We start from the raw sequence: 15,469 nt of genomic DNA, 5'->3' as shown, positions 1-15,469 counted from the left end.
ATTCTCTGCGTTCAACGCCTTGCCTGATGGATTTTTTCTCCATAACAGGACGCGTTAACTAATTGAGAGCGCCCCCTGGGTCACGACGGCAACTATTGCCAGAATCAACACGGTCGTACCGACCAGCTTGGCCATGCCCAGCACATCCATTTTCATCGACAGGACGGACGTCAGCAGTAAGGCTGGTACACCAATATGACTGACCAGGGCACCCAGTGTCGGGCTGTCGAGATAATCGGTTTTTCTGCTTAACAAGATGCCTAATAGCATCAGCAAAAAAATCGGGGTGAGGGCACTGGCAAGAGCCTGAAGCATGGAACATTTACCGTACGACAACGATCGGAGCCGTATTCTAGCAGGCGGCAGACAATCTATCTGCGTACGGTTAGTTCGCGGGCGGTTCACTTGCTCGGCCGTTGATAATCCAGGCTGATTACCGCGGGCGGGTGCTGGCGCAAATATCCCGGTGATCAAACTGGCGGGCTGCAGCCACCAGATTGGGGTAATCCGTCAAGGTGTGCAGCTCGCGGAACAGAATCCAGTCAACCAGGCACACGATACAAATTGCCGCGTAATTCCAGGCATCAAGCTGACCTGTGGCCGCTTGCTGATCGAGCCAGCCGAGGGAATCCTCAATACGTTCCCGTTGCAGTTTGAAGATCAGGCGATCCTCTGCGACTGGCAGCTCAGAGCGCTTGCTCATTAACAGGATGACCATGGAGTCGGTCACCGCATCGATCACGCTGACCTGATTCGCCTGTGCAAGCGTCAGCTCCGGCTGCTGCAAGCGTTTTTGCAGGTAGTGGTGAATCACGTGGGAGTCGAAAATACGGCTGCCGTTATCTTCCAGCACCGGCATTTTGCGGATCGGAGTAATGGTGGCGAACGATGCCCGGTCTTCGTCTGTCAGAATGTTGACTGGCTGGAGTTGGTATTCCGTACCCTCCAGCTGCATTCTGATGCGTCGCACAAAGGGGGAAGCCAGGCTGCCGTACAGAGTCATCGTCATGAAAATCTCCTGAAAATATAACGCTCAAGGGGACATATATTTAATCCGGTGCTCACTCTGGGCTACCGGATTAAATAAATGTCCCTCAAGCAATAAAACGTTGCCAGGCAATATCATGCAATGGATTGACGTTGCAGGACAGCCCCGCTTCTTTATTAAACTCGTTGCGGCCAATCAGGGCGTCAGTACCGCCACGCTACCGGTGCGCTCCATACACAGATTCAGCCATTGGGTGACGTGGTGGTAAGATTCCAGCTCCAGCACCTGTTTGGCGTCATACACCTTGCTGAGCGCCCTGACCCATATATCCGCGATGCTGTAATTATCACCCATCACGTACCGATGATCGCTCAGGCGCTGGTTCAGCACCTTGAGCAGACGGCCGGTTTCATCCTGATAACGGGCCAGCGCCCGCTTGTCCTCCCAATCCGCACCGCCAAATTTCTGGAAGAAACCAAATTGGCCGAACATCGGGCCAACACCGCCCATCTGCCACATCAACCATTGGATCGTTTCATAACGGGCATGGCGGCCGGTAGGCAGGAAACGACCGCTCTTCTCCGCCAGATACAACAAAATGGCGCCACTTTCCCATAGCGCCAACGGTTTGCCGTCCGGGCCGTGGGGATCGATGATGGCCGGAATCTTGTTGTTCGGGTTTAACGCAAGAAACTCCGGGCTGTGCTGGTCAGCATGACTGAAACTGAGGCTGTGTTTCTCGTAGGGCAGGCCGGTCTCTTCCAGCATTGCCGATACCTTCAGGCCATTCGGCGTATCGACGCTATAGAGCTGGATAATATCGGGATTATTGGCAGGCCAGCGTTGGGTAATCGGAAATTCGTCAAGCATGGTGCTGATCCTCTTTTTTAATGAACACCTTTGTGGCACTCCGCGCTGGGGTTGGTTCCTGAGCGGCATTGATCACTGCCGAACGCTTTGGTGCAACAGTGGCTGTTGTCGTCGCCTTGGGCTATCACACGGAGCGTGGGGCCAGTTGGTTCTCGTTTCATCCCCCCCGTTTCCATGCTCCTGCGCGCAGTCACAAAAACTTAATGTCGCCACCCCATCAAAATCCCGTCTTTAGCTCTGTTCCTTGGGGGCGCAGCTCGGCTGTGTTCACAAACTTTTATCTTTTATCAAAAGGGAAGAGACGTAATGAGGGCTGGACATACTCGGCTAATCACCGGCACGTTAGGGCTGCTGATCGCCAGTCCGCTGTGGGCAGCGGGCATCAAAGTAGATTTTGTCATGGATGGTCAACCGGTGGGTGATGCCATCGTACTGGAGGATGGTCAGGAACTGGGCCGTACCGACGCCAATGGCAGCTTCTGGATCGACAATCTCGATGGCGGCCGCAAGGCGCTGGTGGTTGAAGCGGCGGGTACGCGTATACCCGTCAGCTTTACACTGGACAGCGACGAAGCAGCGTTCGTTAGCATCAGCAAAACCAGCGGCGTGGCCAGCGCAGAAAAATCCGTTAAACGCATTCCACTGAGTCAGCTGAGCCGCGACAATGGCCAGGTCAGCTCTGACGATGCCGCTCTGTTCGGTGTGATTGAAGGTGCGATCACCGACGACATAACTGGCGCAGCCATCGCCAACGTGGTGATCTCGGTAGAAGGAACCGATGTCAGCGCTCGTACAGACGGCTACGGCACCTACGACATCGAGCTGCCTGCCGGTAACTACCGTCTGACCCTGCAACATCCTGATTATCGCAGCCAGACGCTCTCCGGCGTCAAAGTCGTGTCACAGTTGTCAGTCAACCTCGAAACCCTGATGGCCAGCAGCGATGACGGCTACGACGGCACCATCGAAGAGGTCATCGCAACGTCCAGTTATCAAGCCTACAACCCGGTAGATATGGAACGTATGTCCAGCTCGGTAATGGACACCATGGACTTTACCCAGATCGCCCGCTTTGACGACAGTACCGTCAGCTCGGCGCTTAAACGGGTGGTCGGGGTCAGTTTGGAAGACAGCCGCTATGCCATTGTGCGTGGTATGAAAAGCCGTTACCAATCCACTTATTTTAACGGCGCAGTGCTGCCTGCTACCGATCCGGCCCGTCGTGATCTGCCGCTGGATATCTTCCCGGCCAGCATTATGCAAACCCTGTCGTTGCAAAAAAGTGCCACTGCCGATGTGCCTGGCACTGCCACTGCAGGCCATATTGAAATGAAAACCAAGCCAACGCCGGACGAAGGCTTCTTCAAAATATCGGCCACGCTGGGCTACGGCAAAGCCAACAGCGAAGAAGGCTATATGAGCAAAGAAAGTGGCGGCAGTGACTGGACCGGTTATGACGATGGTTTCCGCGAGATGCCAGACATTGCCAAACAGGCGCGTGGTTCCTATTTCTTTGGTGATCCGGACTCAGCAGGCAGTAATGGACTTGGGTATAGCGAAGAATTTCTCCAATACCGTGAAGACCTGGGTGAGTCCTTTGAAAACTACGGTATTTACAAAGGTGATCTGCCCGCTGACGTGTCCTTCAGCCTGGCTGGCGGTGACAGCTGGCTGACAGAAGACGGTCAGCGACTGGGGGTGATTGGAGCTTTCCGTTACAGTAATAAATGGACCAACGACGAAAAAATACAGAATGGTTTTGATCTGTATACCGTCAATAATTCTGATACTGGAGAACAGGAAAATATTATCGCTTTGACCTCATCCAAGGTCACTTACGATACCAATAATATTATTGACCTCAGTGCCATGCTAAACGCCGATTGGCGTATTACAGAAAACCACACCCTGGGAATAAACAATCTTTTACTGCGCCATACCACCAGCTCCGCAGAGTTTGAAGACCAATATAATATTGCCAGTGGTTACTGGATTGCCCAAAATGATATCGTTCTGCCAGAAGACCCGCGTGATTGGGCGGTGGACTCAGGTATTGAAAAATTTCAGACCCAAAGTATTGATTGGATAGAAGAGCAGTTGGTCAGTCATCAGCTATGGGGCGAGCACTATTTTGATATATCCGAAGTTTCTGGGATCTTGGGTAACCTTAAGGCCAATTGGCAAGTTGCCCGCTCGTCCAGCGAATACGATCGCCCCAATGCCCAGCGCTATACCTACCAGGGAAGCCAGACCTCAGACCCTGCTCTTTTGATTGGCTATAGTACGGCTTATAATCTTTGGGAGTATTCTGAAGAAGATGGTAATGCCTCGAGTATCGATCTGGAACTACCTATTAACGAAACGGGTAATATTGCCGTTACTGCTAAAGCCGGTTTGTACAAATTGGACCGCACTCGGGATGGCTATGAAGACCGATTCTCCTATCGCGATAATAAGTTAGAACAGGGAACCAGGGAAGATATCCTTTTGTATCCTGATCCTGCGGATATCTTTGTCGATGAATATGTTGGTGATGGCACTAATGGTAGTAATGGTTTATATGTTAATTATGGCGGCTCTTTAAACGACGAAGATGATATTGGTATCGATAAAGGCTATCAGTACCGTGTTGAACAACACACCAACGCCATGTACCTGCAAACTGATTGGAACCTGTGGAATACGGTCACCGCTAATTTGGGGGTACGTCGTGAATCCTTCAAGGTAGAAGCCGACCAGTACTACTACAATCCGGAGCCATTGTACGAACTGCTGGACGAAACCAAGACCTTGCCATCCGTGGGGGCTACCTGGCTTATTAACGAGCGCTGGCAATTACGTGGTGCTTTCAGTAAAACTGTCAGCTGGCCAGAAACCTTCGAGCTGCTACCGCGTACCTATCGGGATATCGAAACCCTTACCGCGTATAAAGGTAATCCGGATCTGAAACCTGCGGATATCAAAAACTACGATATGCGTCTGGAATGGTACCCGAGCGATACCGAATCCGTCAGCTTGGGAGCCTATCGTAAAGATATGGACAACCCGATCGAAAACGCTTTCGACAGCATTGGTAATGACTACGATTACTACACCTTCGTCAACGTCGATTCCGGCAAGGTCAGCGGTTGGGAGCTGGATTTTCGTACGGAATTTGACCTGGGTTACAGCCATGCCTTCTTTGTTCAGGGTAACTACACCGATATCGAATCGGAAGTAACTCTTGCTGAAGACTCCAAAGAAACTGATCTGAATCGTCCATTACAAGGCCAGCCAGACTACATTGCTAACTTGCAATTGGGATACGATCATATTGAAACCGGCCAGGAAATTACCTTGGTATTTAACCGCAAAGGGAAAGAACTGGTCATTGTAACACCAGATGCGGGCAGTAACGTCACCAATGTGTATAGCGAACCTTATGATGATCTTAAAATTATCTATACCAAGCGCTTTGGTGACGATTTAAAGGTATCTTTATCAGGTGAAAACATCCTGGACTCTGAAAAACGCCAATATTATGAAAAATACAATGTGGCATATTTGAGTTATAAGTCTGGCCCTAAATACAAGCTAAAAGTCAGCTACGACTTTTAGTGCCGAATTTCCTGGATATCCAACATAAGTAACAGGTGAGAATATGTTATTGAATTATTCGTTTCAGGCGGCTCGGTATATACCCCGGTCGCTGCCAAAAGTACTGGCCACAGCGCTGACAGCCGCTGTACTGGCCAGCTGTGGTGCCGATGTATCTGATGAAACCGCCATGCAGGAAAGCATGGAAGTATCGCTGGCCCAGTGTGAAATTTTGCAGTACGGAGTGGTTGGTACCCCCACTGAACCGGTAGTGGTTGATGGCGAAGAGGTGAATGCCTGCCTGCTCAGCACTAGTTTTGGTCAATTAGAGAATACCCGTTCTATCACCGATAACCTCAACATGATTCAGCTGAAAACCAGCTGGAACTACGAGCCACTGGTCTGGGTATTGGATGGTGTTTACCAATTGGGTGAAAGCAAGCAATACCAAACACTGGATGAGCTGTTCGCAGATCACAAAGCGTTCCGGTTAGGTTCCAGTTCAAGCGCGGTTTACGCCAAAGAAGGCACGGTTGTGATTGTGCATCGTAACGCCCAGCTCTCTGCCAGTATTCAATCGCTGGACGATAATCTGGTTGGTGGTGGAGAATGGGGTGGTGTCATCATCAATGGCATCGGCGCTGCGCCGGAATGCCCGCAAACTGCCAGCCCGGAAGCACTGTGTAACATCGAAGGCCCATTTGGTTATTACGGCGGTGTCAGCCCCGGCACTGACCTGATTGCTTATGGTTTGGGGTTCAATACCAACACCAGTCAGGGGTTGCCCGGTTTATACACCCTGGGCTCTGGCACCAGCTCGGTGATTGGTGAAGCCGGTGCTGAAACCCAAGTAACGCTCGAAGGTTACGAAGGCGGCACCATTCATTCCGCCGTTACCGCCTATGCCCCGGTAGCAGGACAAGTGGGTAACGTGATTGCTTATTCTGGCAATACCGCGATAACCGCCTATGGCGGTAGCTGGAACCTGTTTACAGATACTTTCACCGGATCTGTTCCCACGCCATATATCACCGAATCGGCCAGTACTGCGGTTGAGCTGAACGAATATCAGGGCGGCTTTGCTGCTCGGGTGAGCCACAGCAACAGTACGGCTGCTCTTATTCTGAATGGCGGAGAGGTTGATCTGATCAACACCACACTGTACGACCAGTACAATCAGGCGGGCAGTGCACTGGCATTGACCAGTACTTCAATGCTGTCCATCGATGATGTGGTGATACAGGGTTTTGACACCTGCCTGGCACCACAGGATTCGGCCAGCCAGATCAGCATCGGTTCTGCTTTGCTCAACTGTAGCAATATCACTAACAGCACCAGTAATGCATTGGCAGCAATTGCAGATGCTACCGACCTGGTAACCGGTGTGGATCCTTACCTGAACTACATTTGGGCGGTTAGCAACGACAGTTTGAGTTTTACTAATGTGGATGACGTGAGTCAACTGGGGGCGGGTAACTCTAATACAGGAGGAACTTACAGCCCGGTAATTATTTACCCGGAGTGTATGGGTGTGGGCTCATTAGCAGAAGACACAATGCTGTTGGGTGGTGTCACTTATCAGGTCTGCGATCTGAATGCTACGGTTGTTCAATCTGTAACTTTATACAGCAACTTCAGTATTGAAGGCCGATTGACTAATGGCGGCAGTGCGGACTACAACCCGAAAAATATCGCCTGGCGTATTAACGGTCAGATACAGGTTGGTAATGACTTCTCTGGCCTGAGCGATGGCGAACAACAAGCTGCTCTGACTGATCCGGTCAGGTTTAATCTGGTGTCCGGCAGTCAGCTGATTGCCTCATCAGGCAGTGACTCTGAACTGATTATTCAGCCGGATGTTCTGTTTAAAGCAAAAGGTTCTTCAGCGTCGGCTATCGAAATTACCAGTGACAATACCGGTGCTGGTGAAATCACCTCTGCCTGGCGTGGCATGACCATTAATGGTTCCGATGCGCTGCCAGAGGATAACACCCAGGTGGATATCCAATATCTGCGACTGTTCGATACCGGAGAAGACGGTCAGGCCGCCTTAACCCTCAATAACGTCGGTGCCGGTTCTGACATTGCTTATCTGGATATATACGGCGCCGGTGGCGATGGTCTGACTATTAATGCGGGTGCCGTCAACGTCGACAATCTGGTGATGGCCAATATCGCTGGCGATCAAATCGCCTGGAGCACAGGCTATACCGGAACCATCGAAACCGCGGTGATCAGTCCGGGTGACAGTAGTACAGGTTCAGTGTTGCACGGCGTTAATGACAGTACTGATTACGATGCCGAACCACGCTCACGTCCGGTACTCAGCAATATTACCGCGACGGGTATGGGCTCTGACAACACCGCTATTCTGCTGGAACAGGGATCGGGTCTGCTGCTGTTTAACTCCGTGTTCTCAGAATTCGCTACCTGTCTGGATATCGACGATGCCGAAACCGCAGCACTGTTAAGCAGTGATCCACTGGGTATTGTATTTGATGGCGTGGTGCTCGACTGCGACAGCACCCTGGCCGCTGAAGACGAAGACAGTGGTTACGACTACGGTTATGACGTTGCCAACAGCAGTGGTGTATACGAAGAAGAAGCCGTATTGGATACTGGCTATGTGGTCACTGGTGCAGAAACCGCAACGTCAACCGATCTGAGCAGCTATGCCGATTTAATCGGCGATGCCTACAACTATCTGAATGGTGATGGTTATATTGGTGCCGTCGCCGACAGTGATGACGACTGGTATGCCAACTGGAGTGACTCTGTTGTTATTTCTCTGGATGAGGCATGTGACTATTCCGGAATGCTATCTGACTTTGAAATTTATGGGGAAAAATTTGAATACGATGTGAATGGGGACGGTGAGATTTCTTTTGAAGAAGGAAATTTTTATCCGGCTATTAAAATATGCCGGATCATCAGTGGTACCTATACCGAAGACCTTACGATTTCCCCTTATACCGGCGAAACAAAAGTAGCGGTTGATGAATACCTGAATAATGGTGGAAATTACGAGAATATTGAATCAGAGGTTCTAGTTAGTGGCTGGGCTATTAACAGTTTTACTGGCGAGATTCTTTATGTTGAAGATGAGGTTGTACAGGCAGCACCTACACACTGGAGTGTTAAAGGTGTGGTTCATATTGGAGAAGGGCATAAGGAAATTACTGATTCTTCTGTTGTGCCCAATATGAAAACAGATCCTGTTACACTGACGGTTAAGGCCGGTGTGGAGTTATCAGGCGAGACTGCTGGCAGTACTATTCATATTACCCGTGGCGGGCACCTGGTGCTGCAGGGGGAAGAAGAGTACGACGCAGAGGAACAGACTCCTGAAGGCAGCAAAAGGTATCTGAATATTAATATGAATCTGGTTGTTGATGGATTTGGCCGTCATAACCAGTGCCCGGATGCAGCAACGGCTGAAACGGGGTCTCAGGTTTGTAATATTGAAGGTAAGTACGGTTATTACGGCGGATATGATAATGATTACTCTAATTTCGATATTCAGTATGTGAACCTGTATAAAACGCTGGCGTTAAATGCGGCTGGTTCAGGGGTGATTGATCACCTTGTCTTGCGCGGTGATCGTGATGAGGTTCCTGATATTTATCTTGGTGCAGACCGGGTGGTGATTGATGGTGGTGTTCCGGCTTTTACTGATCTGTATTTCGATGCTGATTATAACCGCTGGGGGAGCGTCATTGTCTGGAATCATGGTTATCAGGGAACCATTCAGTATGTGTGGGCTTATGAGCGGCTACGTTTGAATCGTGATGGGTATAATGCTGAATTGATGAGCGATGACAGCAACCGTTTTTACCCGATGTTGCGTGGTCAGAATGTTACCGATGCTGAGAGAGAGATTTCAGGTTCTGCCTCTGCTATGCCTCAGTCTATGCCGACGATTGCAAACCTTTCAGCTTATTTCCAGGAGTATGATCCCTGGAATGAAGTGAGTAGTGCCATTGATCTGAGCAATGGCAGTGGCCTTTTTCTCTACAATAGTGTTCTTGGTGGCCGGGACGATGAATATAATAAAGGAGAAGGTGTTGATATCTGTTTCTATATTGATGACACGGTTAAAGCACAGCTGGATACCACTCTGGTGGTCGATAATCTCGCCTATTCCTGTGCCGACTTTTCCAATAATCCTGACAGTGATACCTATCTGGTTGATCAGGTTGCTGCCAGCACTATTTCTGATGCGCATTCTTATAACTGGGTATTCGCAACAGGTCAGCCAAAATTCTATGATGCCGATGAGGCAGAAGAAGCCGTTGATGGTGTCTATGCGCTACCTGATATGAATGTCCGTTACCCTTCTGAAAGTGTGATGATGGGGGATGATCTTAACTGGAATGAGTCGATGGATGAATGGTTACTGGATTATTCAGCTTCACAGTCTGTTAATGCTGATGTGATTGAAGATAATAATTATATGGGAGCTTTTGATTATACTTTGGTTCTGGATGCCGGTATGTCGATCGGTGATTGATTGCTGACGGAATTTTAAGAGGGGGCTTCGGTCCCCTTTTTTATTTTGGGGATTTATTTGTTATTTTTAGGTGGTTTTCTGTTATCTGGTATGTAACTGTTAGTCGGTTCTATTTGTTTAATGTTGTTTGTGAATAATTTATGCGTTTTAAATAATTTCTTATTTTTAAATAAATTCTACCGCTAGTAAATATGGTTGATATTAAAAGAGTTTTTTGTTGCTGGAATTGCTTGTGTGACGGTTAGGTTAAATATTAAGAATTTTGGTGCTGGATTAAATTTTTTGTCGGCCCTTTTTGTTATTGATAAGACTCATTCCTGTAACGCCTACTGAGTCATTATAGCTGTGCTCCTAAGGAGCTAATGACCAGTAATTCGCTGGTAAGCCGGGTTAGCCGGACTGTTCGATCGACACGATGTCTGTACTTTTGTACAGATATTTATATGGAAATACATTGAAGGAGATTGATATGAAAAAGCTTATTCTCGCTGCTTCTGTAATGGCGGCATCTGCAGGCGTCTGGGCTGTTGATCCTGAATGTAATGATGTGGGGGTACTGGTTTCTGAAGAAGAAACCTGGGAAGGTGATGATTACACCGTTTGTGAGATCCCGGCCAGTATCACCGGAGGTAATATTACACTGGCTTACGAAAGTGACGATACCGGTTTGCCTGTTCTTTGGCAACTGACCGGGATTACCACCGTGGGTAATGGCTATGTGCAAAATACCAGCTATGCCAGCGCCGATAAGTCAGTATTAAGCATTGAAGCGGGTGTTAATGTTGTAGCAAGCAATGCCAATGCTGCGCTGGTAATTGCCCGTGGTGCCAAGATGAATGCTCAGGGTACGGCCAATGACCCGATTGTTTTCTCTTATCTGGATGATGATGATTTTTCCGGTGACGATGAAGACTATAGCGGTGAAGGTCAATGGGGCGGTGTGATTCTGTCCGGTTACGGTGTGGCCAATGAATGTACTTCTAGTGATTCCTGTCTGATGGAAGGTATTTCTAGCAATTACTACTTTGGTTTTGGTGACGAGCCTGTTGATGAAGACACAACAGGGCTGACTGCCGAAGAAATCCTGGCTCTGAAAGTGGAGCAGCAAGGTAATGCCAAATACAGCAGCGGCTCTCTGAGCTATGTTGTGATCACCGAAGGTGGTACCGAAATTAACGTAAATGATCCTGATGCTGTTGCCAATGGCGGTGACGAAATCAACGGTCTGACTCTGTACGGCGTGACTTCTGCCACGACCATCAATAACATCCACGTTAACGAAAACTTCGATGACGGTATCGAGTTCTTCGGTGGTGATGTGGCTGTTTCTGACATCTGGCTGACTTGTAACGGTGACGACAGCGTCGATTGGGACTACGGTTTCCACGGTTCTATCACACGTGTTTACATCGAACAAGGCGACAAAAACGGTGCTGAAGACCACGCTTTTGAGCTCGCTGGCAACCCCAATAACTACGCAGCCACGCCACTGGCTACTGCGTCTGTTGAAGGAGCCTATGTTGAGTTTGTTGGTGACAACGCCAATGCCGATACCGACTTCGTTTTCAAACTGAAAGAAGGTACTGACGGTTACTTCAACAACATCGTAGTGACTGGTTATACTACGGGTACTACTCAGGATTGTGATGCCATCAGTTCCACGAACATTACTTCAGCTGACTTTGGCGCGATGACGGTTGATTGCTCTGTTGTTGATCCAACAACCTTTTCGCCTTCTGGCTCCTCTTCTTTCGCCAAAGTGGCTTCTTTTTGGACTGCTCCAGCCTGCAACTAAGCCTTTAACCCTGATATTTTAGTCGGGTTATACAGGCCAAGGCCCATACCATAAGGTATGGGCCTTTCTGGTATCTGCACAGGCGCTATTGGTTATTGGTGGAATATGTTCGTTTTCTGGCTGGGTTGTTGGATTGGGCATGGTGTTGGGGGTATTCAGGAATAAAAACATATGAGGAGTATCAGGCCTCGCTGCGGTATTGGTGACAAGGTAACGCGATGAAAACATTGGATCAGTTGAGCGAGGTCTCAACCTTTGAGGAATACCGTATATACCAGTGGTTTATTCATGGTGGGCGTGAGCAAGCAACCGAACGACAGCTGGAGTCTTTTGAATGCTGGTTACGAGGTCAACCTGGCCGTTGGCTGAAGGCCGAGGAGGTTGTGAATATCTGGGAGGCGCCAGAGTTCGCTGCCGCCATCCTGGCATTGGAGCCGCCGGAGAGCATTGTAACGTCTGATGATTGGGATCCATTTGACGAGGTGGATTCCAAAGGGCTGGTGGCATTGTGTTTCGCTGTTTGTATGGTGATTAGAGCTGTGGTTTTGGTGTTTCGGGGTGTTTCTTGGGCTGTCATGCGCCTTGGCGCTGCTATGGGTTTGCCATGCCGTATTCGGTCGTGATTTTTTGTTCTGGCGGCTTTGGGGGCAGTTTTCCGTTTGTTTGTCTTGTGATGTCGTTTTGGAATATCGGGTTTGTATCGTGGCTTTGATATAAAAATCCATCTTCAAGTATTGTCAAAACCCTACATCAAGGCTTAACCAATATTCCCTTCCGGTGCGGTAACTGAGGTAATGGTAGCCGCCTTGTTGGTAGCGGTGGGCGGTGTCGATGAGGTTGTTGATGTTGAAGGTCAGGCGGGCTGGTTTGAGTTGATAGGTCCAGTTCAGGTCAAGGTGGTTTCTTGGCTGTTGGTAAACCGCAGGCAGGTCGTCGCGGTCGCTGGTGATGTAGAGCTGGGTGCCGCTGCGCTTGTAGACGAGGCTGAATGTGTGTGTATCGCTGGGTTGGTATTGCAGGCGCAGGGCGCTGATGTAGGCGGGTTGGCCTTGTAGTGGGCGGCTGCCTGATGTCGTTGTCTCCGTGATGACGTCGGAGTCCGACTCGGTTTCGTCAATATTTTGCTGGTTGATAGCGCGTTGTTGAACACGGGAGCGGATGCTGGCGTAACGGCCTTGAATCTCGATGTTTTGTCCTGACCATTGCCATTGGTAGTCGGCTTCCAGTTCCAGGCCTTGTACTTGTCCAAAGGGGGAGTTTTGATAGCTGTAGTTGCTGTAGCTGGCTTGGTCGGTGGCTTCACTGTTATCGGAGAATGTGCCTTCTATGGGTTGGTGGATACGTTTCAGGTAGAGCGAGCTGCCCAGTCGCAGTGGGTTGTCGAGTGGTTTCCACTGCCATGACAAATCCCAGTTGTGAACGTCAGAATTGTTCAAATTCGGGTTGCCAATGGTTTTGGTGCGAGTGTCCAGGTCTTCGTAAATCACGGGCAGTAGCTCGTTGAATCGTGGCCAGACGACGGTTTGGCTGTAATTAGCCCGCAGTTGATGAAAGCCTGGGCGGTATTCGAGTGCGAGGGATGGCAACCAGCGACTGGCGGTTTGCAGGGGTTCTTCTGCGTGTGCTTCGGTATTCCAGAGAGCCGCTTTCATCTGGTTGTACTCGCGCCGGATGCCGCTGATAAGTTGCCAATGTTCGCTCAGATCCAGGTCGTTCAGCAGGTAGGTAGCGCGATTGATTTGGGTGGCGCGATAGAAACGACCACTAAGAGAGGTGCCGCTGTCGGTATTGAACAAGGTGTCTTGTAGTATAAACCCACTGGATGAGGCGTCGCCGGTAATAAGTTCGGGGGTCAGGATGTCGTTGGGATTGGGTTGTTCCATCAGTTGGCTATTACTGGTCAGGTCGTCACTGCCGCTGTACGTGTAGAGCAGGTTGTAGCCGTGACGCTGCTTTTGGCTGCTCTCCCAGCCCCATTTCAGCTCTCCGGTGAGGAGATGGTTGTCTGTTCTGAGGCTGTATATCCGGTTCAGATGCAGGCTGACCGAGCGGCTTTGCTGTTGCATGCTGCGCCAGCCGATGTTGGTGGTGGATGGACTCAGCTGGAGGCTGTAGTCACTGTTTTCAGAGATGGCTGAGTAGCGGTAATCCAGGTCGTGGGGTCGGTCGTAGTCGGTCTGGGTTGAGGCTATTTGCCAGTACAGATCGGTGGCAGAGGTCAATTGATGACGGCCATAAAGTTGGCGTTGCAACAGGCTGCGCTCGGTCCAGTTGATCAGGGCGCGGCGGTAGGCTGTGTTGCTGGGAAAGTTGTTTTCGCTCTTTCCTTGGGTTTCGATCAGTTCGGCTCTGTGGGTGCTTTGGTGGAGCCAAAGTACATTGAATCCGAAGTAGTGTTCGTCGTTGATGTCGAGGCCCAGTGCTGTCATGACGCTGAGGTCGATAATGTGTTCGCTGCGTTGGTGGGTTGAGTCTTCGTGATGGAAGTCGGCAGAGGAGCCGGAATACCCGGTTCCTGTACTGTAGCTGGTGGATTGGATCCAGGTGTTTTGCCAGTGATCCCGCAGGTTGAACGATAGGGTTCCACCCAGAGTGGCGTTGCTGATCTGACGGCTTAATCCTGTGCTGATATCCAGGCCGCCACTACCTTGGCTATTAGCCTGATAAAGCCCCATGTCGCCGGCAGCGGCTTCTCCCAGTTGCTGGCGTTGGGTGTTGCTCAGGTCATCCAGGCTTCCATGGCGGGCTGTGTGCAGTAGCAAGCCGGGAATGCGTCGGCTGCCATCGTCAAACCCGTACCAGTCGCTGCTGCTGACGTAGCCCTGTAGCGTCGAGCTATGGTTGCTGCCTTGGCGATAGAGATAGCTGGTAGCCAGTTGGGCGTAGTCGTGTTCAGGCAGTTGCATGGTGTCGAGGTTGAGAATGCCAGCACTGGCCTGGCCGGGGGCATCGGCATACACGGATTTTTGCAGATCGACACTGTTGAGAATTCCGAGCGGGATGAAGTCGAGCGGAAAGTTTTGCCCGGCAGGATCCAGGCTTGGGAGCTCTCCTCGATTGATCTGAATAGTTTGGTAACGTCCGGTCATGCCACGAATGATGGCGTAGCGATTATTTTCTATCTTGACGCCAGAGGCCAGTTCCAGTGCTGCAGGCAGGTTACGGACTCCGGTTTGGCGGAGTTGCTCACGGTCAAGCTTGAAATCATGGTTGCCGGTCAGTTCTGGAGCACTGCGTCGGGTAGCGCCAGCTTGTAGCGCGGCAGTGACTAATATTTCATTGGGAAAGTCGGTGTTGGCAGTTGGTGTCGCTTTTATTGTGGTGGTCGTTGTGGTTTGCGCGGCTGGTGCCAGGTGTGCCGAGAGCACCAGGGTGTCTTCAATCACTCGATAGCCGATGTGGTCGGGCAGTAGCAGGCTTAGCCACTGGGGCAGAGTTCGGCAGGCCGGGGTGGGGTTATTTTTAACTGGTAGTGCCACAACGTCAGCGCTGCTGACCAGTTGTAAGCCAAAACGGTTGGCTAATAACTCGGTGGCTTCTTGTAACCCGGACGAAGCCAGTTGCAGGTAGCGCTGATCGCTATTGCTGCACTCGGCTGTTGGAGACGTCGCTGGATTCGTCGCTGTCTGGCTGCCGAGTGCATGTACTTGTGATTGTAGTGCTAGGCCGATGATCAGGCAGATACCGGGATACTGCGCCAGAGCTGGCCGCTGAATACGGGGCATCCGAT

Annotated in this window: 8 protein-coding genes; 4 read left to right on the top strand and 4 right to left on the bottom strand. The window is 50.4% G+C overall.

Going from position 1 to position 15,469, the window contains the following annotated elements:
* Positions 1–54: 54 nt before the first annotated feature.
* The 3 genes from SOJ49_RS18350 to SOJ49_RS18340 form a co-directional block, all read right to left on the bottom strand.
* Positions 55–315 carry a hypothetical protein gene (locus SOJ49_RS18350; protein WP_369855931.1) on the bottom strand — a complete coding sequence of 87 codons (261 nt, stop codon included), beginning with the start codon at positions 313–315 and terminating at the stop codon, positions 55–57.
* Between the two features lie 118 nt (positions 316–433).
* On the bottom strand, positions 434–1,009 hold the full coding sequence (locus SOJ49_RS18345) for a glutathione S-transferase family protein (RefSeq protein WP_369855930.1): 576 nt from the start codon (positions 1,007–1,009) through the stop codon (positions 434–436).
* A 174-nt stretch (positions 1,010–1,183) separates the two neighbouring features.
* A complete protein-coding gene (locus SOJ49_RS18340; RefSeq protein WP_369855929.1) occupies positions 1,184–1,858 on the bottom strand; it encodes a glutathione S-transferase N-terminal domain-containing protein in 675 nt (224 codons plus the stop codon).
* Positions 1,859–2,164: 306 nt separating this feature from the next.
* Here SOJ49_RS18340 and SOJ49_RS18335 point away from each other — a divergent pair, with 306 nt between their 5' ends.
* The 4 genes from SOJ49_RS18335 to SOJ49_RS18320 all read left to right on the top strand — a co-directional run bounded on the left by SOJ49_RS18335 (position 2,165) and on the right by SOJ49_RS18320 (position 12,362).
* A complete protein-coding gene (locus tag SOJ49_RS18335; RefSeq protein WP_369855928.1) occupies positions 2,165–5,455 on the top strand; it encodes a TonB-dependent receptor domain-containing protein in 3,291 nt (1,096 codons plus the stop codon).
* A gap of 43 nt (positions 5,456–5,498) precedes the next feature.
* Positions 5,499–9,944 carry a hypothetical protein gene (locus tag SOJ49_RS18330; protein WP_369855927.1) on the top strand — a complete coding sequence of 1,482 codons (4,446 nt, stop codon included), beginning with the start codon at positions 5,499–5,501 and terminating at the stop codon, positions 9,942–9,944.
* Between the two features lie 469 nt (positions 9,945–10,413).
* Complete coding sequence (locus tag SOJ49_RS18325) at positions 10,414–11,739, top strand: hypothetical protein (RefSeq protein WP_369855926.1); 1,326 nt, start codon at positions 10,414–10,416, stop codon at positions 11,737–11,739.
* Between the two features lie 218 nt (positions 11,740–11,957).
* Positions 11,958–12,362, top strand: coding sequence for a hypothetical protein (locus SOJ49_RS18320; protein WP_369855925.1), 405 nt, complete (start codon positions 11,958–11,960; stop codon positions 12,360–12,362).
* Between the two features lie 114 nt (positions 12,363–12,476).
* Here the strand turns inward: SOJ49_RS18320 and SOJ49_RS18315 are convergent, their stop codons facing one another.
* Positions 12,477–15,464, bottom strand: a complete 2,988-nt coding sequence (locus SOJ49_RS18315; protein WP_369855924.1) for a hypothetical protein — start codon at positions 15,462–15,464, stop codon at positions 12,477–12,479.
* Positions 15,465–15,469 lie beyond the last annotated feature (5 nt).

The sequence above is a fragment of the Candidatus Thalassolituus haligoni genome, from assembly GCF_041222825.1.
In the GTDB taxonomy this organism is placed as follows: domain Bacteria; phylum Pseudomonadota; class Gammaproteobacteria; order Pseudomonadales; family Oceanobacteraceae; genus Oceanobacter; species Oceanobacter antarcticus.
The sequence above is the reverse complement of the archived record's forward strand: the minus strand, read 5'-3'. Positions and strand labels throughout refer to the sequence as shown.

Bases quoted from the DNA above. Each gene is read 5' to 3' on its own strand.
- SOJ49_RS18350 (WP_369855931.1), bottom strand. From the start codon at position 315: ATGCTTCAGGCTCTTGCCAGTGCCCTCACCCCGATTTTTTTGCTGATG.
- SOJ49_RS18345 (WP_369855930.1), bottom strand. From the start codon at position 1,009: ATGACGATGACTCTGTACGGCAGCCTGGCTTCCCCCTTTGTGCGACGC.
- SOJ49_RS18340 (WP_369855929.1), bottom strand. From the start codon at position 1,858: ATGCTTGACGAATTTCCGATTACCCAACGCTGGCCTGCCAATAATCCC.
- SOJ49_RS18335 (WP_369855928.1), top strand. From the start codon at position 2,165: ATGAGGGCTGGACATACTCGGCTAATCACCGGCACGTTAGGGCTGCTG.
- SOJ49_RS18330 (WP_369855927.1), top strand. From the start codon at position 5,499: ATGTTATTGAATTATTCGTTTCAGGCGGCTCGGTATATACCCCGGTCG.
- SOJ49_RS18325 (WP_369855926.1), top strand. From the start codon at position 10,414: ATGAAAAAGCTTATTCTCGCTGCTTCTGTAATGGCGGCATCTGCAGGC.
- SOJ49_RS18320 (WP_369855925.1), top strand. From the start codon at position 11,958: ATGAAAACATTGGATCAGTTGAGCGAGGTCTCAACCTTTGAGGAATAC.
- SOJ49_RS18315 (WP_369855924.1), bottom strand. From the start codon at position 15,464: ATGCCCCGTATTCAGCGGCCAGCTCTGGCGCAGTATCCCGGTATCTGC.